The sequence below is a fragment of the Micromonospora sp. AKA38 genome, assembly GCF_027925725.1.
Lineage (GTDB): Bacteria > Actinomycetota > Actinomycetes > Mycobacteriales > Micromonosporaceae > Micromonospora.
The window spans coordinates 322,458-344,922 of the sequence record NZ_BNEI01000004.1; the positions used below are offsets into that span (position 1 = coordinate 322,458).

Consider the following 22,465-nt stretch of genomic DNA (forward strand, 5'->3'; position numbering starts at 1 on the left):
CCGTCCGTGGCGGAGGTCAGGCCCCGGATGACCATTCGGCCAGCACTCGCCGTAGCTCTTCCGGTGTGGTGACGTCGATGCGCCCGACCGGGCGGTCCGGCTCCTGCGTCGCGGTGGTGAGGAACTGGCTCCAGCGCTCGATGAGCGTCCGCACGGTCGCCGGGTCGAACAGGTCCGTGGGGTATTCGAGGACACCCGCGAGCCCGGCCGGGCGACCGTCGTCGTAGCTCTCCCACAGGCTGAAGAACAGGTCGAACCGGGATGTTCCGGTGTGCGCGGGCTGGTAACTCGCGGTGATGCCGGGCATGTCGAGTCGGCCCTCCGGTGTGTTCTGCAGCGCCAGCATGACCTGGAACAGGGGATGGTGCGCCAGGGACCGGGCCGGGCTGACGGCTTCGACGAGGTGCTCGAACGGCACGTCCTGGTGGGCGTAGGCGGTGAGCGCGGTGGACCGGGCCCGCTCGACGAGCTCACCGAACGTCGGGTCGCCCGACACGTCCATGCGCATCACCAGCGTGTTGACGAAGAAGCCGACCAGGTCGTCGAGCTTCTCGTCGGTACGCCCGGCGATCGGGGAGCCGACCGGCACGTCGGTGCCCGCACCGAGCCGGCTGAGCAGGCCGGCAAGCCCGGCGAGCAGCACCATGAAGGCGGTCGCGCCGCGGGCGCGGGCCATCGTCACCACCCGCTCGTGCAGGACGGCGTCCATGGTGAACCGGTACGTCTCGCCCTGGTAGCTGGCGACGGTCGGGCGGGGCCGGTCCGTGGGCAGGGCCAGCGCGTCGGGCAGCCCGGTCAACGTGGTGCGCCAGTGGTCGGTCTCCCGGGCCAGGCGGCTGGCCGGGTCGGTGCCGGCGCCGAGCGTCTCGTGCTGCCACACCGTGTAGTCGGCGTACTGCACCGGCAGCGGCTCCCACTGCGGTGCCTCGCCGGTGAGGCGGGCGGCGTACGCGCTCGACAGGTCGCGTGACAGGGGGGCCAGGGACCAGCCGTCGGCCGCGATGTGGTGCATCAGCAGCAGCAGGACGTGCTCGCTCGGGCCGATGCGGAAGAGCGTGGCGCGAAGCGGCAGGTCGCGTTCGAGGTCGAAGCGCGTCTGCGCGGCGCGGGCGAGCGCGTCGGGAAGCGTCTCGGCGGTGACCGTCTCGACGGCGATCGGAACGTGGACTTCGGCCGCCGGCCTGATCTCCTGCCACGGCTCCCCGTCACGCTCGGGAAACACCGTGCGCAGACTTTCGTGGCGGCCGACGACGTCGTTGAGCGCGGCGGTGAGCGCGCGAACATCGAGCCGGCCCGACAGCCGCAACGCCAGCGGCACGTTGTAGGTCGCCTCGCCCTCGAATCGGTGCAGGAACCAGAGCCTGCGCTGGGCGAAGGACAGCGGTGCGCCGTGCGCGTGGTCGCGGGCCTCGATCGGGGCCCGACCGTCGTCGTCGTTCCGCAGGTGCTCGGCGAGCAGCTTCGCGGTGGGCGCCTCGAAGAGGGTGAACACGTCCAGATGTACGCCGAGTGTGCTGCGGATGCGGCTGATGAGGCGGGTGGCGAGGAGGGAGTGTCCGCCGTGGTCGAAGAAGTTGTCGGTGGGGGTGAGGGTGGGTTGTTTGAGGATGTCGGCCATGAGTCCGCACAGGATTTCTTCGTGTGGTGTGCGGGTGGTGGGTGGTGTGTGGGTGGTGGTGGTTTGGGGTGGGGGTAGGGCGGCGTGGTTGAGTTTGCCGTTGGGGGTGGTGGGGAGTTGGTCGAGGGTGATGATGTGGTGGGGGATCATGTAGTCGGGTAGGTGTTGGGTGAGGGTGGTTTTGATGGTGTGGGGGTTGATGGTGGTGTGGGGTTGGGGGACGAGGTAGGCGATGAGTTGGTCGTCGGGGGTGGTGGTGACGGCGGCGGTTCGAATGTTTTCCTGGGTGCTGAGGATGGTTTCGATTTCGCCGAGTTCGATGCGGTAGCCGCGGATTTTTATTTGGTTGTCGGTGCGGCCGAGGTATTCGAGTTGTCCGTCTGGGCGCCATCGGGTGATGTCTCCGGTTCGGTACATTCTGGCGCCGGTGGTGCTGTGGGGGTCGGGGATGAATCGGGTGGCGGTGAGGGCTGGTTGGTTGGTGTAGCCGTGGGCGGTGCCGGCTCCGGCGATGTAGAGCTCTCCGGCGACGCCGGGTGCTACGGGGTTGAGGTGGTGGTCGAGGACGTAGAGGTGGGTGGCGGTGACGGGTCGGCCGATGGGTGGGGTGGTGTTGCCGGTGAGTGGGTCGGAGAGTGTGGCGGCGATGGTGGTTTCGGTGGGTCCGTAGGCGTTGATCATGAGCCGGTTGGGGGACCAGTGGTGGACGAGGTCGCCGGGGCAGGCTTCGGCGCCGACGAGGAGGCATCGTAGGTGGGGTAGGGGGGTGGGGGTGACGGTGGCCAGGAGTGTGGGTGGGATCAGGGTGTGGGTTATTCGGGCGTGGTGTAGGAGGTCGCTGAGGTCGTGTCCGGCGACGATTCCGGGTGGGGCGATGATGAGGGTGGCGCCGTGGGGTAGTGACATGAGGAGTTCCATGACCCAGGCGTCGAAGCTGGGTGTGGAGAGTTGTAGGACGCGGGCGTCTGGTCCGAGGGTGAGTCGGGTGTGGAGGGTGTGGGCCAGTGAGGTGAGTCCGGTGTGGGGGACTCGTACGCCTTTGGGTTGGCCGGTGGAGCCGGATGTGAAGATGATGTAGGCGCTGGCGTGTGGTGTGGTGGGGGCGACGACGTTGACGGGTTCGGTCGGTTCGGTGGGGATGTCGTCGGCGGGTATCGCGGTGAGGTTGAGGGTGGTGGCCAGTTGGGTGGTGGTGTGGTCGGTGACGGCGATGTGGACGTCGGCTTGGGTGGTCATGGTGTGTAGGCGTGGGGTGGGCAGTGTCGGGTCCAGGGGTGTGAACACGCCGCCGGTTTGGGACACGGCGAGTGCGGCGGTGGCGAGGTCGATGCCGCGTGGGAGGAGGAGTCCGACCACTGTTTCGGGGCGGACGCCGGCTGTGGTGAGTCGGGTGCTCAGGGCGCCGGCGCGTTGCCACAGTTGGTGGTAGGTCAGGGTCTGGTCGCCGGCGGTGACGGCGGGGGCGTCCGGTTGGGCGGTGACCTGTTGCGCGACCATTTGGGCCAGGGACAGCACGGGTTGGCTGTCGCCGCCGTCGCCCCAGCGCAGCAGGTCGGCACGCTCCGCTGCGGACACGACATCCCACTGGGACAGGCGGGTGTCGGCACTGCCGGTGGCCATGTCGGTGAGGATCCGTAGCCACCGGTCGATCAGATCGGTGACCACCGCCCGGTCGAACAGATCCAACGAGAACTCCACCACACCATCCATCCCGGAGGGTGTGGCACCGTCGTGACGTTCCCACAGGCTCAGGGCCAGGTCGAAGCGGGAGGTCCCGGTGCTCACGGGTTGCACCTGCAGATCGAGGCCGGGCAGCGCGAAGTGCGGGTCGGGCGTGTTCTGCAGCGCGAGCATGATCTGGAACAGCGGATGGTGGGCCAGCGTGCGCGTCGGGTTCAGTTCCTCGACCAGGTGCTCGAAGGGAACGTCCTGGTGGGCGTAGGCCGTCAGCGCCGTACCGCGTACCCGGTGCAGCAGCTCGGCGAACGTCGGGTCGCCCGAGGCGTCCACCCGCATCACCAGCGTGTTGACGAAGAAACCGACCAGGTCGTCCAGCCGTTCGTCCAACCGACCCGCCACCGGAGAACCGATCGGAATGTCCACCCCCGCACCCAGCCGGCTCAACAACCCACCCAGACCGGCCAGCAACACCATGTACACCGTCGTACCGGTCTCCCGGGCCAGCCGGACGATGCCCGCGTGCACGTCGGCCGGGATGCGCAGCTTCAGGAGGTCGCCACGGTAGGAGGCGGCGGCCGGGCGGGTGCGTACGGCCGGGATGTTGATCTGGTCGGGCAGCCCGGTGAGCGCGGTCAGCCAGTATGCCGTCTGGCTGCCGAACAGGCTGTGCGGGTCGTCCTTGGCGCCGAGTAGTTCCTCCTGCCAGAGCGTGTAGTCGGCGTACTGCACCGGCAGGGGAGTCCAGTGCGGTGGTCGGCCGTCATGACGGGCGGCGTAGGCCGTGACGATGTCGCGCGACAGGGGCGCCATCGACCAGCCGTCGCCCGCGACGTGGTGCAGCACGAGCAGCAGCACGTGCTCGTCGGGGCCGAGCCGGAGCAGGCTGGCCCGCAGGGGCAGGTCGGTGGCGAGGTCGAAGGCGAACCGGGCGGCCGCCGCGAGCAGTTCCTGCATCTGCTCCGGCGTCACGTCGGCCTCGTCGAACTCGACCCGGGCCTGCTCGGTCGGCACGATGCGTTGCCACGGCTGGCCGTCGACCTCGGGGTACACGGTGCGCAGCGCTTCGTGGCGGGCGACCACGTCGTGCAGGGCCTGGCGGAGTGCCGCGGTGTCGAGGGTGCCGGTGAGGCGGAACGAGATGAGCATGTTGTAGGTCGGGCTGGGGCCCTCCAGCCGGTGCAGGAACCACAGCCGGCGCTGGGCGGAGCTGAGCGGTAGCAGCTCCGGCCGGCTCGTCGCCGGGCGTACCGGTGGCCGGAGTGCTCTGCCCGGGTCGAGACGGGCGGCCAGACCGGCCACGGTGGGCGTCTCGAACAGTGCGCGGATCTGCACGTCCGCGCTCATCGTGGTGCGGATGCGGCTGATCAGCCGGGTCGCGAGCAGCGAATGGCCGCCGAGGTCGAAGAAGTTGTCGTCGACGCCGACCGCGTCGACGCCCAGCGCCTCGGCGAACAGGTCGGCGATCATCTGCTCGCGCGGGTTGCGGGCGGCGCGCCCGGGTGTGTGCACGGGAGCGGGCAGGGCGGCGCGATCGAGCTTGCCGTTCGGTGTGACGGGCAACGCGTCCAGCAGCACGACCGTGGTGGGCACCAGGTAGTCGGGCAGCCGGTCACGCAGCCAGTCGACCAGTTCGCCGGGCGTACCGGTCCAACCCGGAGCGGGTACGGCGTAGCCGACGAGGCGTACCACCGCGGGCTGGTCCGTGCGGGCGATCACGGTCGCGCGAACCAGGCCGGGGTGGCGGGCCAGCACGGCGGCGGCTTCACCGGGCTCGACCCGGAAACCGCGGATCTTCACCTGGTCGTCGGTGCGGCCCAGGAACTCGAGCTGACCGTCCGGGCGCCAGCGGGCACGGTCACCGCTGCGGTAGAGCCGGGAGCCGTTCGGACCCGCGACGAACCTCTCCGCGGTCAGGTCCGGCCGGCCCAGGTACCCGCGGGCGAGTCCGGGACCGCCGATGTAGAGGTCACCGGCGACGCCCACCGGTACGGGGTTGAGCCAGGAGTCGAGCACCAGCAGCCGGGCACCGGCTACGGGCTGGCCGATCGGCGCGCGCACCGGCCAGCCGCCGGCCGGGCCGGTCAGCGGCGTGCCGGTGACGACGTGGGTCTCGGCCGGACCGTAGTGGTTGTGCAGCCCGATGTGTGGGCGGGTGGCGAAGAAGCGGCGCAGTTGCTCCCCGACCACCAGTGCCTCACCGGCCTGTGCGATCACGTGCAGGTCCAGCAGTCGGCGGTCGCCCTCGGCGGCGGCCTCCGCGATCTCGGCCAGCACCGGCTGCGGCGCGAACAGCTCGGTGGCCGCGCTGTCCTGGAGCCAGCCGGCCAGCAACTCGCCGCTGCGGCGGGTGTCGTCATCCGGGACGAGCAGCGTCCGACCGGTGGTGAGGGCGCCGAAGATCTCCTGGGCGGCGACGTCGAAACCGACCGAGGTGAACTGCACGGTGCGGGTACCCGGCCCGCCCGGCAGCTCCTCCCGTTGCCACGCCAGCAGGTTGGCCAGCGCGCCGGACGGCATGACCACCGCCTTCGGGGCGCCGGTCGAGCCGGACGTGTAGACGACGTACGCCGGATTGTCGGGCCGGACCACGGGCCTGGCGAGAGTGTGGCCGGACGACCACGACTCCGGACCGAGGACCGGTGTGCCGTGTCGGGCGAGCTCGGTGTCGGTGGTGAGCAGCAGCGCAGGGTGGGTGTCGGCGAGCATGAACCCGATCCGCTCCGCCGGGTGGCCGAGGTCGATCGGCAGGTAGGCGGCGCCGGCGCGGAGCACGGCGACGAGGGCCACGTAGAGGTCGAGGCAGCGGGGCAGCGCGACGGCGACGATCGACTCCGCGGCGACCCCGTGGTGGGCCAGGGTGGCGGCGAGGTCGTCGGCGCGGCGGAGCAGTTCGGCGTAGGTCAGGCTGCCGTCGGGCGCTTCGACGGCGACGTTCTCCGGGGTCGCGGCGGCCTGCGCGGCGATCTGGTCGGCGATCGGCGTGGCGGTTGCGGAGGACGCCGCGTCGGTGCCCCAGCGGTCCAGCTCTCCGCGTTCGTCGGCGGTCAGCACGTCGATGTCGTTCAGCCGGCGGCCGGGGTCGGCGACGACCTGGGCGAGCAGCCGCCGCCACCGGTCGACCAGAGCCTCGACGGTCGCCGCGTCGAACCGGTCGGTGGCGTATTCGACGATGCCGCGCAGACCGTCGGCCCGACCGGCGTCGTAGCGCTCCAGGAGGCTGAAGAACAGGTCGAACCGGGCCGTGCCGGTGGTGACGGGCCGCAGTTCCACGTGGAGATCGGCGAGGTCGAAGGCGGCGTCCGGCGTGTTCTGCAACGCCAGCATGACCTGGAACAGGGGATGGTGGGCCAGGGACCGGGCCGGGTTGAGCACCTCGACGAGATGCTCGAACGGGACGTCGTCGTGGGCGTAGGCGTCGAGCGCGACGTCGCGGACCCGGGTGACGAGGTCGGCGAAGGTCGGGTTCCCGGTCAGGTCGACGCGCATCACCAGCGTGTTGACGAAGAAGCCGACCAGGTCGTCGAGCTTCTCGTCGGTGCGCCCGGCGACCGGCGTGCCGATCGGGACGTCCGTGCCGGTGCCGAGTCGGGCCAGGGTGGCCGCGAGCCCGGCGAGCAGCACCATGAAGACGGTGGCCCCGCCGGCGCGGGCGGTCGCGAGGATGCCGGCGTGCAGGTCGGCGTCCAGCACCAGGTCGAGCATCGCGCCCCGATGGGTGGCGGTCGCCGGGTCCGGCCGGTCCGCCGGCAACGCGATCCGCTCCGGCAGGCCGGCCAGCGTGTCCTGCCAGAAGCGGGTCTGGGCGGTGAGCCGCGACGCCGGGTCGCCGACGCCGCCGAGCAGTTCGCGCTGCCAGCCGACGTAGTCGGCGTACCGCACGGGCAGCGGCTCCCACCGCGGCGCCTCGCCGGTGCGGCGGGCGGCGTACGCGGTGACGAGGTCGCGTGACAGGGGGGCCAGGGACCAGCCGTCGGCCGCGATGTGGTGCATCAGCAGCAGCAGGACGTGTTCGCTCGGGCCGAGGCGGAACAGGACGGCGCGCAGCGGCAGGTCGGTCGCCAGGTCGAACGGCACGCGGGCGGCCTCGAGCAGCGCCGTCGGCAGATCGGCCACGTCGACCGTGATGACGGACAGGTCGACCGGAGTGTCGGCGGGCAGCAGGCGCTGCGCCGGCTGGCCGTCCCGGTCCGGATAGACCGTGCGCAGTGGTTCGTGGCGGCCGACGACGTCACCGAGGGCGGCGGCCAGCGCCGGCACGTCGAGGTCGCCGTCGAAGGTCAGGCGCAAACCGATGGTGTACGTCGGGCTGGGACCGTCGATGCGGTCGAGCAGCAGAAGACGTTGTTGCCCGGCGGACAGGGCGGCCGGGTCGTCGTCCGGCCGGTGGCGCAACCGTGGCCGCTCGGCCGGCGTGGCGGCGAGCCGGGTGGCGAGTGCGGCGGGCGTCGGGGACTCGAACAGCGTGCGGATCGGCACGTCGCCGCCGAGTGTGCTGCGGATGCGGCTGATGAGGCGGGTGGCGAGGAGGGAGTGTCCGCCGTGGTCGAAGAAGTTGTCGGTGGGGGTGAGGGTGGGTTGTTTGAGGATGTCGGCCATGAGTCCGCACAGGATTTCTTCGTGTGGTGTGCGGGTGGTGGGTGGTGTGTGGGTGGTGGTGGTTTGGGGTGGGGGTAGGGCGGCGTGGTTGAGTTTGCCGTTGGGGGTGGTGGGGAGTTGGTCGAGGGTGATGATGTGGTGGGGGATCATGTAGTCGGGTAGGTGTTGGGTGAGGGTGGTTTTGATGGTGTGGGGGTTGATGGTGGTGTGGGGTTGGGGGACGAGGTAGGCGATGAGTTGGTCGTCGGGGGTGGTGGTGACGGCGGCGGTTCGAATGTTTTCCTGGGTGCTGAGGATGGTTTCGATTTCGCCGAGTTCGATGCGGTAGCCGCGGATTTTTATTTGGTTGTCGGTGCGGCCGAGGTATTCGAGTTGTCCGTCTGGGCGCCATCGGGTGATGTCTCCGGTTCGGTACATTCTGGCGCCGGTGGTGCTGTGGGGGTCGGGGATGAATCGGGTGGCGGTGAGGGCTGGTTGGTTGGTGTAGCCGTGGGCGGTGCCGGCTCCGGCGATGTAGAGCTCTCCGGCGACGCCGGGTGCTACGGGGTTGAGGTGGTGGTCGAGGACGTAGAGGTGGGTGGCGGTGACGGGTCGGCCGATGGGTGGGGTGGTGTTGCCGGTGAGTGGGTCGGAGAGTGTGGCGGCGATGGTGGTTTCGGTGGGTCCGTAGGCGTTGATCATGAGCCGGTTGGGGGACCAGTGGTGGACGAGGTCGCCGGGGCAGGCTTCGGCGCCGACGAGGAGGCATCGTAGGTGGGGTAGGGGGGTGGGGGTGACGGTGGCCAGGAGTGTGGGTGGGATCAGGGTGTGGGTTATTCGGGCGTGGTGCAGGAGGTCGCTGAGGTCGTGTCCGGCGACGATTCCGGGTGGGGCGATGATGAGGGTGGCGCCGTGGGGTAGTGACATGAGGAGTTCCATGACCCAGGCGTCGAAGCTGGGTGTGGAGAGTTGTAGGACGCGGGCGTCTGGTCCGAGGGTGAGTCGGGTGTGGAGGGTGTGGGCCAGTGAGGTGAGTCCGGTGTGGGGGACTCGTACGCCTTTGGGTTGGCCGGTGGAGCCGGATGTGAAGATGATGTAGGCGCTGGCGTGTGGTGTGGTGGGGGCGACGACGTCGACGGGTTCGGTCGGTTCGGTGGGGATGTCGTCGGCGGGTATCGCGGTGAGGTTGAGGGTGGTGGCCAGTTGGGTGGTGGTGTGGTCGGTGACGGCGATGTGGACGTCGGCTTGGGTGGTCATGGTGTGCAGGCGTGGGGTGGGCAGTGTGGGGTCCAGGGGGGTGAACACGCCGCAGGCTCGGGAGACTGCCAGTGCGGCGGTGACGAGGTCGATGCCGCGTGGGAGGAGGAGTCCGACCACTGTTTCGGGGCCGACGCCGGCGGTGGTGAGTCGGGTGCTCAGGGCGCCGGCGCGTTGCCACAGTTGGTGGTAGGACAGGGTCAGGTCGCCGGCGGTGACGGCGGGGGCGTCCGGGCGGGTGGTCACCTGTTGCGCGACCATTTGGGCCAGGGACAGCACGGGTTGGCTGTCGCCGCCGTCGCCCCAGCGCAGCAGGTCGGCACGCTCCGCTGCGGACACCACGTCCCACTGCGAGAGTCGGGCTTCGACACCCCCGGCGGCCAGTCCGGTCAGGACCCGCAGCCACCGATCGACCAGTTCGGTCACCACCGCCCGGTCGAACAGATCCAACGAGAACTCCACCACCCCATCCATCCCGGACGGACGGCCGTCCGGACCGCGGTGCTGGCGGACGATGACGCTGAGGTCGAGGCGCGCGCTGTCGCGGCCGACCGGCAGGACATCCGCGTCGAGGCCGGGCAGGTCGAAGGCGGTCTCGACGATGTCGTCCTCGATCGCGAGCAGGATCTGGACCAGCGGGTGCGCGGCCAGCGAGCGGGTGGGGTTGAGCACCTCGACCAGGTGGTCGAAGGGGACGTCCTGATGGGCGTAGGCGTCGAGGGTGGTGTGCCGCACCCGGCGCAGCAACTCGGCGAACGTCGGATCGCCCGAAGTGTCCACCCGCATCACCAGCGTGTTGACGAAGAAACCGACCAGATCGTCCAGCCGCTCGTCCAACCGACCCGCCACCGGAGAACCGATCGGAACGTCCACCCCCGCACCCAGCCGGCTCAACAACCCACCCAGACCAGCCAGCAACACCATGTACACCGTCGTACCGGTCTCCCGGGCCAGCCGGACGATGCCCGCATGCAGGTCGGCGTCGAACGTGAACCGGTAGGTGTCACCCCGGAAGGAGGCAGCCGCCGGCCGTGGCCGGGCCAGTGGCACCGAGACGATCTCGGGCAGCCCCGCGAGCACCGACCGCCAGTAGCCGGTCTGGCGGGCGAGGCGGCTGTCGGGCTCGTCCGGCGGGCCGAGGTACTCCTCCTGCCAGAGCGTGTAGTCGGCGTACTGCACGGGCAGCGGTGGCCACGCCGGTGTCGTCCCGGCGAGCCGGGCCCGGTAGGCGGTGCCCAGGTCACGCACGAGCGGGCCCATGGAGGCCCCGTCGGCGGCGATGTGGTGCAGAACGATCAGCAGTACCGTCGTCGAGTCGTCCACGGCGTACAAATGACACCGCACGGGCAGGTCGCGGGTGAGGTCGAACGGCGCTGCCACGGCACGTCGCAGTGCGGGCCCGAGCTCGTCGGCGGGAACCGGACGTTCGTCCAGCGCGATGTCGAGGCCGCCGGCGTCGAGGACGGCCTGGTACGGGTCGCCGTCGACCTCCGGATACACGGTACGCAGCGACTCGTGGCGCGTGACGAGGTCGTTGAGGGCGGCGCGCAACACGTCCCGGTCGAGCGGTCCGCGCAGCCGCACGGCCAGCGGGACGTGGTAGGTGTCCCGGCTGCCGAGCCGGTCCAGGAACCACAGCCGTCGCTGGGCGGGGGAGAGCGGGACGAGATCCGGTCGACCGGCGGGGCGCAACGCCGGGCGGGCGGCGCGACCGGGTGCCACGTGGGCGAGCACGCCGGTGACGGTGGGCCGGGCGAAGAAGTCGGCCATCTCCAGATCGGTGGCCAGCGTGGACCGGATGCGGCCGATCAGCCGGGTCGCGAGCAGCGAATGGCCGCCGAGGTCGAAGAAGTTGTCCTCGGCGCCGACCGCGCGAACGCCGAGCGCGTCGGCGAACAGCTCCGCCAAAATCTGGGCGTACGGTTCGTGGTGCACGCCCGCGCTGACGCCGGGCGATGCCGGTGACGGCAGCGCGGCGCGGTCCAGCTTGCCGTTGGCGGTCAGCGGCAACGCGTCCACGATCACCAGCGCCGCCGGCACCAGGTGATCAGGCAGCGTCCGGGCCAGGTCGTGGCGCAGGGCGGCCGGGTCGAGCGTGGTGTCCGGGGCGGGGACCACGTAGGCGACGAGACTGATCTCGCCGCCATCGTTCTCCCGAGGCACCACCACGGCCTCGGCGACGTGGACGCCCCGGGCCAGCACGGCGGCGATCTCGCCCGGCTCGACCCGGAAGCCGCGGACCTTGACCTGGTCGTCGGTGCGGCCGAGGAACTCCAGGGCCTGCCCCGTCCACCGGACCCGGTCACCGGTGCGGTACATGCGCGCGCCGGGCGGCCCGAACGGATCGGCGACGAACCGGGTGGCCGTGAGGCCGAGTCGGCCGAGGTAGCCGCGGGCGACACCGTCGCCGGCGACGTAGAGTTCCCCGGCGGCGCCGGCCGGTACCGGGTGCATGCTGCCGTCGAGTATGTAGGCGGCGAGATGTGGCAGCGGCGTGCCGATCGGGCTGACCGGGCGACCGACATCGTCGGCGGTGACGTCGTAGCGGGTTACGTGGACCGTCGTCTCGGTGATGCCGTACATGTTGATCAGCCGCGGGCGGTCGGCGCCGTGCCGGTCGAACCAGCCGCCGAGACGGTCCGGGGCGAGGCGTTCGCCGCCGAAGACGATGTAGCGCAGGCTGAGGTCGTCAGGCGCCGTGACGTCGGCGCGGTCGAGCGCGGCGAACGCGGAGGGTGTCTGACTCAGGACGGTGACGCGTTCGCGGGCGAGCAGCCGCCGGAAGGCGTCGGGCGCGCGAGCGACGTCGCGGGGCACGATGACGACGCTGCCACCGGTGGTGAGCGCGCCCCAGATCTCCCAGACGGAGAAGTCGAACGCGTGGGAGTGGAACATGGTCCAGACGTCGGCCGGACCCACGTCCAGGTCGACGAGCGTGTTCGCGAGCAGCCGTTCGACGTTGCGGTGGGTGACGACGACACCTTTCGGCGCGCCGGTGGAGCCGGAGGTGTGGATGACGTACGCCGCGCTGTCCGGGGTCGGGCCGGCCATTGGCTCGGCGGTCTCGGGCACACCGGTGTCGTCGCCCCCGTCGACGGTCAGCACCGCGATGTCGAGTGGCGGCAGCAGGTGCCGTAGCGCGCTCGTGGTCACCACGGCGGCGGGTGTGGTGTCGGCCAGCAGGTAGGCGACGCGGTCGGCGGGGTGGTCCGGATCGATCGGCGCGTAGGCGGCCCCCAGCCGGGTCACGGCCAGCATCGCGGTGACCAGTTCCGCGGAGCGGGGCAACACCAGCGCCACGCGCTGCTCGGGCCGGACGCCGTGCCGGTGCAGCAGCGTGGCCAGGCGTGTCGAGTCCGATTCGAGGTCGCCGTAGCTGAGGGTGCGGGACCCGTCGATGACCGCCGGAGCGCCGGGCGAGGCGACGACCTGCCGGCGAACCAGGTCGACGAGGGTGGTGTCGGCGGTGGCGGATGCGGTTGCGGGGGCGACGCCGGCTCCGGTGCCCACGCCCATGCTCAAGCCGCCGACCGGCCGGTCGATCCGGCGGGCGGCGGCGGCCAGCAACGCGAGCAGGCGGGTGGCGTGGCCATCGAGGTCGGACGGGGTGTAGAGCGCGGGATGCCCGTTCAGGTCGACGCGGGGTCCGGCGCCGGCGCGGTCGTAGGCGACCACGGAGAGGTCTTCCAGCAGCGGCGCGGCCGGGTTGTGCATGATCGTGCGGTGCTCGCCGAACCGGAGCTCCTCGAACCGCATCACGTTGACCATCGGGCCGAAGAAGCGCCGCTCGGGCCCACCCAGTCGCAGTTCGCGGTGCAGGTCCTCGCCGCGGTAACGCTGGTGCGCGAGCGCGGCGCGCAGCTCGCCGTCGACCTGCCCGACGAGGTCGGCCACGGTGGTCGTGGGGCGCACGGTCAGGCGTAGCGGCACGACGTTCGTCGTCATCGCCGGGGTGCGGCCGGCGTGGGGTGCGCTCCGGCCCGCGACGGGCAGACCCAGCACGATGTCGTCGGCGCCGGCCATGCGGTGCAGGTACACGGCTGTGGTGGCGATGAGCAGCCGGGACCAGCGCACGCCGGTACGCCTTTCGGCCGCCAGCAGTTCGTCGACGGTGTCGGCGGGCAGCTCGTGACGACTGCGGACGAAGGTGGAGCTGATCGACGTGTCCACCGGGTTGAGGCTGATGCGTTCGGGCCGGTCGGCGAACCGCTCGTGCCAGAAGGCACGGTCGGCGGCGCGGGTTCCCGAGCTGTGGTAGGCGGCTTCTTCGTCGACGAGCGCCGCCAGCGAGCCGAACGGGGTCGGCGGTGGGGTCCGGCCCGAGACGAGTGCCGTGTAGAGGGCCGCGACGCGGCGGGTGATCAGGCTCGCGCCGTAGGCGTCGACCGCGATGTGGTGGTAGCGCTGGTACCAGAAGACCCGATTCGGCCCGGCGGTGAACACGACGTGGGCGAATGGCGTGTCCGTGGTGAGATCGACCGGCCGGGCGAGGTCGGCGCGGGCGTACGCGTCGACGGCCACGATCGCGTCCTGACCGGTGTCGAGATCGATGACGCGGGGCGCGACGGGCGCCGGTGGGTGCAGCACCTGCACCGGCCCGTCGGCCGAGCGGGCGAATCGCACGTGCAGCGCCTCTGCCTCGGCCACCGCCAGGGTGATGGCCCGTACCAGCGCCCCCACGTCGACCGCCCCGTGGATCTCGAGGTAGTTGCCCCAGAGATAGAGCGACGCGTCCGGGTCCATCTCCTGCCCGAGCCAGACGCCGGTCTGGGCCGCCAGCAACGGGTACCGCGTGGGTGACGCTGCGGACACGGCACTCCCCTCGTCGAGTCTTACCCGCACACCGATCGGCGGCGCGATCGGCGTTGCTGTGGTTGCCGCACAAAACAGACGCAGGTCCCTTGCCCCGCGGTGCACTTAATTCGAAGTGCATAAATGTTTGGTCAGGCTTTCATGATGCCCGGAACGCTGTCAACACTTCGGTTCGCTTCGATGTAAGGGTCTTAGTGATCGTTTTTATCCGTGCGGAGCGGGGTGGCCGCCGGTGCGGAAGGTGAACGATGTGAGTCGATGCGAGTGGCTGTCGGCAGTGGTTAAGGTGAGGTGGTGGACGACACCTACCGATCGCCGTGGCAGGTCGACGACGTCGCCGAGCTGGCCAGCCTGAGCCGCCGCTTCTTCACCACCGAGGCCGCGCCGCGGCGCGCCGAGTGGGCGGCGCAGCGGCACGTCGACCGGGTCTTCTGGCGCCAGGCGGCAAAACTCGGCCTGCTGTGCGCCGGCGTGCCGGCCGAGTACGGCGGCGGTGGCGGCGACGCCCGCCACGATCTCGTCGTCATCGCCGAGCAGGCGCGCGCGGGGGAGTTCGGCTTCGGGAACGCGGTGCACAGCGGTGTCGTGGCCCGGTATCTGGTCACCTACGGCACCGACGGGCAGAAGCGCCGATGGTTGCCGCCGATGGCGAGCGGTGACGTGATCGCCGGGATCGCGCTGACCGAGCCGGAGGCGGGATCGGATCTGAAGGCGATCCGCACGCGCGCCGAGCGCGACGGCGACGGCTGGCGGGTGAGCGGCGCCAAGACGTTCGTCACCAACGGCGGCTCGGCCGACCTGCTCGTGGTGGCGGCGAAGACGAACGCGTCCGCCGGGGCGCGGGGCATATCGCTGTTCCTGGTTCCGGTGGGAGATCAGCCCGGGGTGGTACGTGGCCGGGTGCTCGACAAGATCGGCCAGGAGTCGGCCGACACGTCGGACATCACCCTCGACGACGTCCGGCTGCCCGCGGAGGCGTTGCTGGGCCGGGAGAACGCCGGCTACGCGATGCTGCTCGACCAGTTGTCGTGGGAGCGCCTGCTGGTCGGTGTGATGGCCGCCGCCGTGACCGAGCGCGCGGTCGAGCTGACGGTGGCCTACGCCCACCAGCGCATGGTGTACGACGACGAGCTGTTCGCCCTGCAGCACGTGCGCATGGAACTGGCCGAGTGCGCGACGTTGGCGCAGGTCGGCCGGGTCTTCGTCGATCACTGCGTCACCCGGCACCTGGACGGCACGCTCGACGCGCGCACCGCGTCGATGGCGAAGTTCTGGCTCTCCGACGTGCAGTGCCAGGTGCTCGACCGGTGCCTGCAACTGCACGGCGCCAACGGGTACACCCGCGACTACCCGATCGGCCAGCTCTACGTCGACGCCCGCGCGCAGCGCATCTACGGCGGAGCCAACGAGGTGATGAAGGAACTCATCGCCGGCACCCTGTGAACCTCGCGCGAGGCTACGCGTTGGCAGGCTCGCCGAGAGCGACGTGGTCGCGTTCGGCGGCTTCGAGTTCCGGATAGACCGGGCAGCCGTAGAGCGGCTCGTACGGCGCGAAGCTCCGGTACTCCTCGATCGTCCGCAGGTGTCGGGCCAGCGGGTTCTTCTGGCTCCAGAAGTCACCGCCGAGCAGCCGCGCGATCCAGATCGGCGCCACCCGCGCGCCGGTGCTCTTGAGAAACCGGCCGAGCCGGAAGTCGTGCTCGTAGAACGCGTAGATCAGCCGGAAGTACGTGTCGTAACCGGTCTTGTAGAACCGCGAGTAGAGCTCGGTCGCCGCCGTCTCGTCCTGCGCGCCGTCGAGGATCGCCACCGTCGTCTCACCGGCCCGGATACCCGAGGTGAGCGCCAGGTAGACCCCGGCGGAGAAGATCGGATCAACGAAACAGCCCGCGTCGCCGGCCATCAGGTAACCCGGACCGGCGACCTGGTCGGAGAAGTAGGTGAAGTCGCTCTCCACCCGCGTCTCGCTGTGCTCGGTGAGATCCGCGATCCGCTGGTGCACCCGCGGTATCCGCCGGGTGAACTCGTCGAACACCCGATCGGCGCCCATCCGTTGCAGGATCTCGGGTCGGGTGACCGCGCCGACGCTGATCCGCTCGGGCCGGATCGGGATCGCCCACACCCAGCCGTCGGCGTGGCTGCCGATCTGGATGTCGCCCGCCACGCCGGGATTGGTGGCCTCCCGCACCCCGTCGTAGTGGCGGAACGCGGCGACCATGCGCAGCCGGTCCGGGGTGCGACGGCTGCGCAGCACGCCGGTGCTGATCACGCCGGCCCGGCCGCTGGCATCGATGATGCGGCGCGCGGACAGGTGACGCGTCACGCCGTCCTGGGTGTAGGTCACGCCGGTGAGGCGCTCGCCCGCGCGCTCGAACCTGGTGACCCGCGCGCCGAGACGCACGTCGGCGCCGGCCTTGGCGGCGTGCCGCAACAGCATGTCGTCGAAGGCGGACCGCTCGACCTGGTAGGTGGTCAGCTCGCGCCCCGCGCCCTGGTCGGTGAAATCCACCCGGGTGTAGCCGCCGTCGACGTCGCAGAACTCGGCCCCCGTCTTCACCGGAAAGTCGGTCGCGTCGACCTCCTCCCGCACGCCCAGGCGGTCCAGCAGCGCGGCGGTGTAGGTCAGCATCGACTCTCCGATGTGAAAACGGGGGAACTGCGCGCGCTCCAGCAGAACTGTCGAGTGCCCGCTCGCCGCGACGAGCTGCGCGGCCGAGGAGCCGGCCGGGCCGCCTCCGATCACGATGGCGTCGACTTCTTCCCGGATTGTCTCGGACACGATGTCCACTCCCCACATAGATCGACACCCGTCGCTACCACTATTGCATCGACCGGGGTCCACGAAAAGGGTTTGCATGCTTGTGGTCCGCGACTGCGGTCGCCTGATGTGATCGTCCGGGGTTTGCCGCTGCGGTCGTCCGCGTGAAACGATAACGATCGATCAGCTGACCGATTGTCGCGTGGCCGTGCACCGTGTCCGGAGGTTTACCGTGTCCGCATCCTCGTCGGCTCCCGCCAGCGATCTCTTCCGGGCCGCGCGCGACCTGTTGCAGAGACACCGCGACGACTACGCCGCCGCCACCGCCGCCTTCAGTTGGCCGAGGCTGCCGTCGTTCAACTGGGCGCTCGACTGGTTCGACCACCTGGCGGAGCGACCGGATCGCCGCGACCGACCGGCGTTGCAGCTGTGGGAGACCAGCACCGGCAGCCCGCGGTGCGAGACCACGCTGACGTACGCGCAGCTCTCCGCCCGCTCCAGTCAGCTGGCCAACTGGCTTCTCGGGCACGGGGTGGCCCGTGGTGATGCCGTGCTGGTGATGCTCGACAACCGGGTGGCGCTGTGGGAGACCATCCTGGCCGTGATGAAGCTCGGCGCCGTGATCGTGCCGGCCAGCCCGATGACCGGCGTCGACGGGATCGCCGACCGGATGCTCCGCGGCGGTGTCAGGCATGTGATCGCGACGGTGGCGAGCGCGCCGGTGTTCGACGCGGCCGGACGCGGCGACGTCACGTTCATCGCCAGCAGGGACGAGCCCGGTCAGCCGGTGCCCCCCGGGTGGCTCGACCTCGAGGACGCCGCCACGGCGGCCACGACGTTCACCCCGTCCGGTCCGACCCGTGCCCAGGACCCGCTCATGCTGTACTTCACCTCCGGCACCACCTCGCACGCCAAGCTGGTCAGTCACACCCACTCGTCACTGCCGGTCGGACAACTGTCGACGATGTACTGGATCGGGCTGCGGCGCGACGACCGGCACCTGGCGGTGGCGTCACCGGGCTGGGCCAAGCACGTGTGCAGCAACCTGTTCGCGCCGTGGTCGGCCGAGGCGTGCGTGGTGGCGCTGCGCGCCGGCAGGTTCGACCCGGACGTGACCCTCGAGACGCTACGCCGGGGCGAGGTCACCACGTTCTGCGCGCCGCCGACGGTGTGGCGGCAGCTCCTGCCGCGCACGACCACCCGCACCCGGCTGCGGCTGGACGCCGCGACGTCGGCCGGTGAACCCCTCGACGCGGCGCTGCTCGACGGCGTGCGTGCCGAGTTCGGCGTCACTGTCCGCGACGGCTACGGCCAGACCGAGATTCCGGGCCTGATCGCGAACTCGCCCGGCGTCGCCGTACGGCCCGGGTCGATGGGCCGGCCGCTACCGGGGTTGCCGCTGGTGTTGCGGGACAGCCGCGGCGCGCTCGCCGAGGAGGGCGAGATCTGCCTGGATCTCGCGTCGGACCCGATCGGCCTGATGGCGGGGTACCTCGGCGACCCGGCCGCTACCGCCCGGGTCATTCGGGACGGCTTCTACCACACCGGCGACATCGCGCGCCTCGACGGCGACGGGCACTTCGGGTACGTCGGCCGGGCGGACGACCTGTTCAAGTCGTCCGGTTACCGCATCTCACCCTTCGAACTGGAGCGGGCGCTGCGCGAGCACGACACCGTGACCGACGTCGTCGTGGTGCCGGCGGCCGACCCGGTCCGGTTCACCGTCCCGAAGGCGTTCGTCGAGCTGGCACCCGGTATCCCGCAGGACACCGACGCGGCCGGCGAGCTGTTCCGGTTCATCGCGACCCGGCTCTCGCCGTACCAGCGGGTGCGGCGGCTGGAGTTCGTGCAGCTTCCGCGCACCAGCACGGGCAAGGTGCAGCGCGGTGAGGTGCAGGCGTGGCAGCGGCAGGGCGGCGAGCGCGTCGAGTTCCGCGAGGACGAGTTCACCGGCCTGCCGCGCTGGGGTGCCGCGACCCGCTGAGTCAGCTCGCCGCCGGTCGCCCGGCGCGGCGGGTCCGGATCGGGAGGTGGCTGATGCCCGCCACGAAGTTGGACTTCAGGTGGCGCACCGGCCCGGCCGGCTCGATGTCGTCGACCAGCGCCACGAACTCGGTGAGCAGCATCCGCAGTGCGATGCGGGCCAGCGAGGCGCCGACGCAGAAGTGCGGGCCGTACCCGAAGGCGAGATGACGCTCGGTCCGGCGGCCGATGTCGAAGCGGTACGGGTTGGCGAAGACCGCCTCGTCGCGGTTGGCCGAGCCGAGCCACACCGCGACCGCGGTGCCACGCCGGATCCGCTGATCCGCGATCGTCACGTCCGTGCGGGCGTACCGCATGAAGTGGTTGGCCGGCGACGACCACCGTAGGCCCTCCTCGACCGCGGGCGCGATCAGACCGGGGTCGGCCTTGAGACGCCGGAACTCGTCGGGGTGCTCGAGGAACGCGCAGACCAGTGCCGTGAGCACGTGCGGCGTCGTGACATTGGCGCCGAGCAGCAGGCTGTAGCAGTTGTAGACGATCGCGTCGTGCCGCAGCGGCCCGCCGTCCGGCCGCATCTGCGTCAGGAAGCCGATCAGGTCGTCGGACGGCTCGGCGAGGCGACGGGTGACCTCGCTGGAGAAATAGTCGAAGAGCTCGTGGTGGACGCCGACGAGCGTGATGTGGCTGTCCCCCTCCTGGAACTCGGTGTCGTCGGGCGCGATCGCCATCGTCGTCGCGCGCGTCAACCGGGGCCAGTCGGCCTCCGGGATGCCCATCAACGCGCCGGTGAACGACATCGGGAAACCAGCCGCCGCGACCGCCAGGTCCCACACGTCCCCGTCGCGGGCGGGTTCCAGAGCTTGGCGCACCGCGCGCGTCAGCAGGTGCCGGCGCTGGTTCAGCCGGTGCGGGGACAGCTCCCGGGCCAGCGGCTCGCGCATCGACGTGTGCCGCGGCGGATCGGTCGCGGCCATCATCTGGCCACCGGCCGGGTCACCGCGGCTCAGCGCGTTGAGCAACGTGCCGCGTTGCGACGTGAACTCGGTGTGGTCGGCCAGCACCCGACAGGCGTCGGCGTGCCGCGTCACCGACCAGAACTCGCGGCCGTCCGCCAGCCGCTGGTGGTGCGCGGGCGCATGCCGGCGCAGCGCGTGCCAGATCGGGTGCGGGTCACCCGTGGCATACAGCTCGGGGTCGAACAGGTCGACCCGGCTCAGGTCGACCTCGGCGTCCGCGGTGGGCACGGTTATCCGCATGCCAGTTCCTCAGCTCCCGGTGCCCAGATGCGCGTCGACGATCCGGGCCAGCTCCGCCACCGTCGAGTTCTCGTAGAACGTCCTGGCTGGCAGGGAGAGGCCGAAGTTCGCCTCAAGTTCGCCGGTGATCCGCATGCCCGCCAGTGAGTAGCCGCCGAGCTCGAAGAAGTCGTCGTGCACGCCGACGGTGAGCAGGCCCAGCACATCGGCCCAGACCGTGGCGACGGCCTGCTCCGTCGGGGTGCCCGGCGGCTGGAACTCGGCGTTGACCTCGGGCCGGTCCCGGCCGGCCCAGGCGGCCAGGGCCGCTCGGTCCACCTTGCTCTGGGGCGTCAGCGGCAGGTCCTCCACGACGGTGATCGCGGCCGGCACCGCGTATCGGGGCAGTGACGCGGCCAGGTGGCGGCGGATCGACAGCGTCGACAGCGGAGGTTCCGCGGGATCACCTGCCACGAAGGCGACCAGGCGCTGGCTGCCGTCCGGGGCGCCCTGTGCCACCACGGCCGCGGACCGCACCGGCGGACAGCGGCGCAGCGCCGCCTCCACCTCGCCCGGTTCGACGCGGTAGCCGCTGATCTTCACCTGGTCGTCCACGCGACCGAGGAAGTCCACCGCTCCGTCCGGGCGGCGGCGCACCAGGTCGCCGGTGCGGTACATGCGGGCGCCGGCCACGAACGGGTTGGCCACGAAACGCTCCGCGGTGCGGGCCGGCTGCGCGTGGTAGCCACGCGCCAGCCCGCTTCCGTCGACGTACAGCTCACCGGTCTCGCCGTCGGGCACCGGGCGCAGCCTGGCGTCGAGGATGTGCCCGCCGCTGCCCGGCACCGGCCGACCGATGGGAATCGCCGGTCCGTCGACCGGCGTGCGTACCGGGTGACACAGGCTGAACGTGGTGTTCTCCGTCGGCCCGTAACCGTTCACCACGCGCAACCCCGGCACGGCCGCCAGCACGCGGTTGACCGCCGCCGGGTCGATCACGTCACCGCCGACGAGGAGCGTGCGAACCCCGCCGAACGCGTCGAGCGGCCCGGCGGCCATGTGGTGGAACAGACCCGCGGTCAGCCACAGCACGGTGACCCGCTCGTGGGCGATGACGTCGAGCAGGTCGCGCGGCTCGACGGCGTCATGTGGCCGCACGGCCACCCGCGCGCCGTGGCACAGCGGCGTCCACAGCTCGAACGTGGACGCGTCGAACGCGACGGGCGCCGCGTGCAGCACCGTGTCCGCCGGGGTCACCTCGACGTAGTCCGGTGCGGCGACGAGCCTGGTGACGGCGCGGTGGGGTATCCGGACGCCCTTGGGACGGCCGGTCGAACCGGAGGTGTACGCGACGTAGGCGGTGCTGTCCGGATGCGGCCGTCGGGGCGTGGGGGCATCGGGGCCGTCGCCGTCGACGGAGAGGGCGGTACGGCCGTCCACCGCGCTGTCGTCCTCGGCGGTCACCACGATCCGCACGCCGGCGTCGTCGAGCAGCGCACGCCGGTAGTTCGGTGGCTGCGACGGGTTGACGCCGAGGTAGGCGGCGCCGGCCTTGAGGACGCCGAGCAGCGCGACCGGAAGCCGCACCGACGCCGGCACGTCGACCCCCACCGGGGTGTCCGGCCGGACGCCCGCCGCGATCAGGCGATGGCCGAGGCGGTTCGCGGCGGCGTCGAGGTCCCGATAGGTCAGCCGCTCGTCGCGCCAGCTCACCGCGACCGCGTCCGGGCGGGTGGCGACCTGCTCGGCGATCATGTCGAGGACGGTGCCGGCGGACTCAGGTGTCGGCATCGCTGGCCGTCCTTTCGAGGTCGCGCATGATCTCGCCGCGCAGTGCCGGCGGTGCGGCCAGGAACGCGTGATGGTCGCCTCGCAGCGTCACGAAACGCACGTCCCCGGAGTAGGCGCGCCAGCCGACCATCTGCTCGGGCCGGATCTCCCGGTCGTCGGTCCAGCCGATCACGGTGATGGCCGTCGCCAGCCGGACCGGTTCCGGGAAGACGTACCGGCGGTTGGCCGCCAGGTCGGCTCGCAGCACGCCCAGCCCGACCTCGATGGCGTCGGGCTGCGGCCGGCCGCCCATCGCCCGGATCAACCCGGCCAGTTCGACGCCCAGGGCTTCGTCGTCCATGTCGAGGAACCGACCGTACGGGCCGTCGTGGGGCGCCACCTCCGACGACACGAAAAGCCGGTCCGGTACCGGAAGGCCGAGCCGCTGCAGATGCAGCGCGGTGGCGAACCCCGCCAGAGCCGAACTGCAGTGCCCGAAGAACGCGAACGGCCGGTCCAGCAGCGGCCGGATGTCGTCCACCAGGGCCGCGGCGTAGTCCTCGTACCGGCCGTAGTGCGGCTCGCGGAACCGGTTCTCGCGCCCCGGCGGCTGCACCAGGCACACCTCGGCCGGGCCGAGCCGGGCCGGCCAGCGCGCGTACATGGACGCGCCGACTCCGGAGTACGGCAGCAGGAACAGGCGGTACGTGCTGTCGGCCGTGGGCTTGCGCAGCAGCCATGGTCGGCGGGTGGCCGTGACGTCCATGCGGGCGGCTC

7 protein-coding genes are annotated in these 22,465 nt (G+C 71.2%); 2 read left to right on the plus strand and 5 right to left on the minus strand.

What is annotated here, in order from left to right:
• Positions 1 to 16: 16 nt before the first annotated feature.
• Entirely contained in the window at positions 17 to 13,942 is a 13,926-nt protein-coding gene (locus TPA0908_RS16915) for an amino acid adenylation domain-containing protein (RefSeq protein ID WP_281939059.1), read from the minus strand.
• A gap of 294 nt (positions 13,943 to 14,236) precedes the next feature.
• Here TPA0908_RS16915 and TPA0908_RS16920 point away from each other — a divergent pair, with 294 nt between their 5' ends.
• Entirely contained in the window at positions 14,237 to 15,385 is a 1,149-nt protein-coding gene (locus tag TPA0908_RS16920) for an acyl-CoA dehydrogenase family protein (protein WP_281939061.1), read from the plus strand.
• 13 nt (positions 15,386 to 15,398) lie between these two features.
• Here the strand turns inward: TPA0908_RS16920 and TPA0908_RS16925 are convergent, their stop codons facing one another.
• Positions 15,399 to 16,721 (minus strand): NAD(P)/FAD-dependent oxidoreductase, encoded by a 1,323-nt coding sequence (locus TPA0908_RS16925; protein WP_281939063.1) that lies wholly within the window; start codon positions 16,719 to 16,721, stop codon positions 15,399 to 15,401.
• A gap of 211 nt (positions 16,722 to 16,932) precedes the next feature.
• On the opposite strand from TPA0908_RS16925, the gene TPA0908_RS16930 reads away from it, so the two are divergent.
• A complete protein-coding gene (locus TPA0908_RS16930; protein WP_281939065.1) occupies positions 16,933 to 18,684 on the plus strand; it encodes an AMP-binding protein in 1,752 nt (583 codons plus the stop codon).
• Between the two features lies 1 nt (position 18,685).
• On the opposite strand, the gene TPA0908_RS16935 is transcribed toward TPA0908_RS16930, so the two are convergent.
• Genes TPA0908_RS16935 through TPA0908_RS16945 form a run of 3 tightly spaced genes read right to left on the minus strand, consistent with a single transcriptional unit; the run spans position 18,686 to position 22,454 of the window.
• The gene (locus TPA0908_RS16935; protein WP_281939067.1) at positions 18,686 to 19,939 is read right to left on the minus strand and encodes a cytochrome P450; all 1,254 of its coding nucleotides are present in this window, start codon (positions 19,937 to 19,939) and stop codon (positions 18,686 to 18,688) included.
• Between the two features lie 9 nt (positions 19,940 to 19,948).
• Positions 19,949 to 21,709 (minus strand): non-ribosomal peptide synthetase, encoded by a 1,761-nt coding sequence (locus TPA0908_RS16940; RefSeq protein WP_281939070.1) that lies wholly within the window; start codon positions 21,707 to 21,709, stop codon positions 19,949 to 19,951.
• The gene (locus tag TPA0908_RS16945) at positions 21,696 to 22,454 is read right to left on the minus strand and encodes a thioesterase II family protein (protein WP_281939072.1); all 759 of its coding nucleotides are present in this window, start codon (positions 22,452 to 22,454) and stop codon (positions 21,696 to 21,698) included. The genes TPA0908_RS16940 and TPA0908_RS16945 overlap by 14 nt, the downstream gene beginning before the upstream one ends.
• Positions 22,455 to 22,465 lie beyond the last annotated feature (11 nt).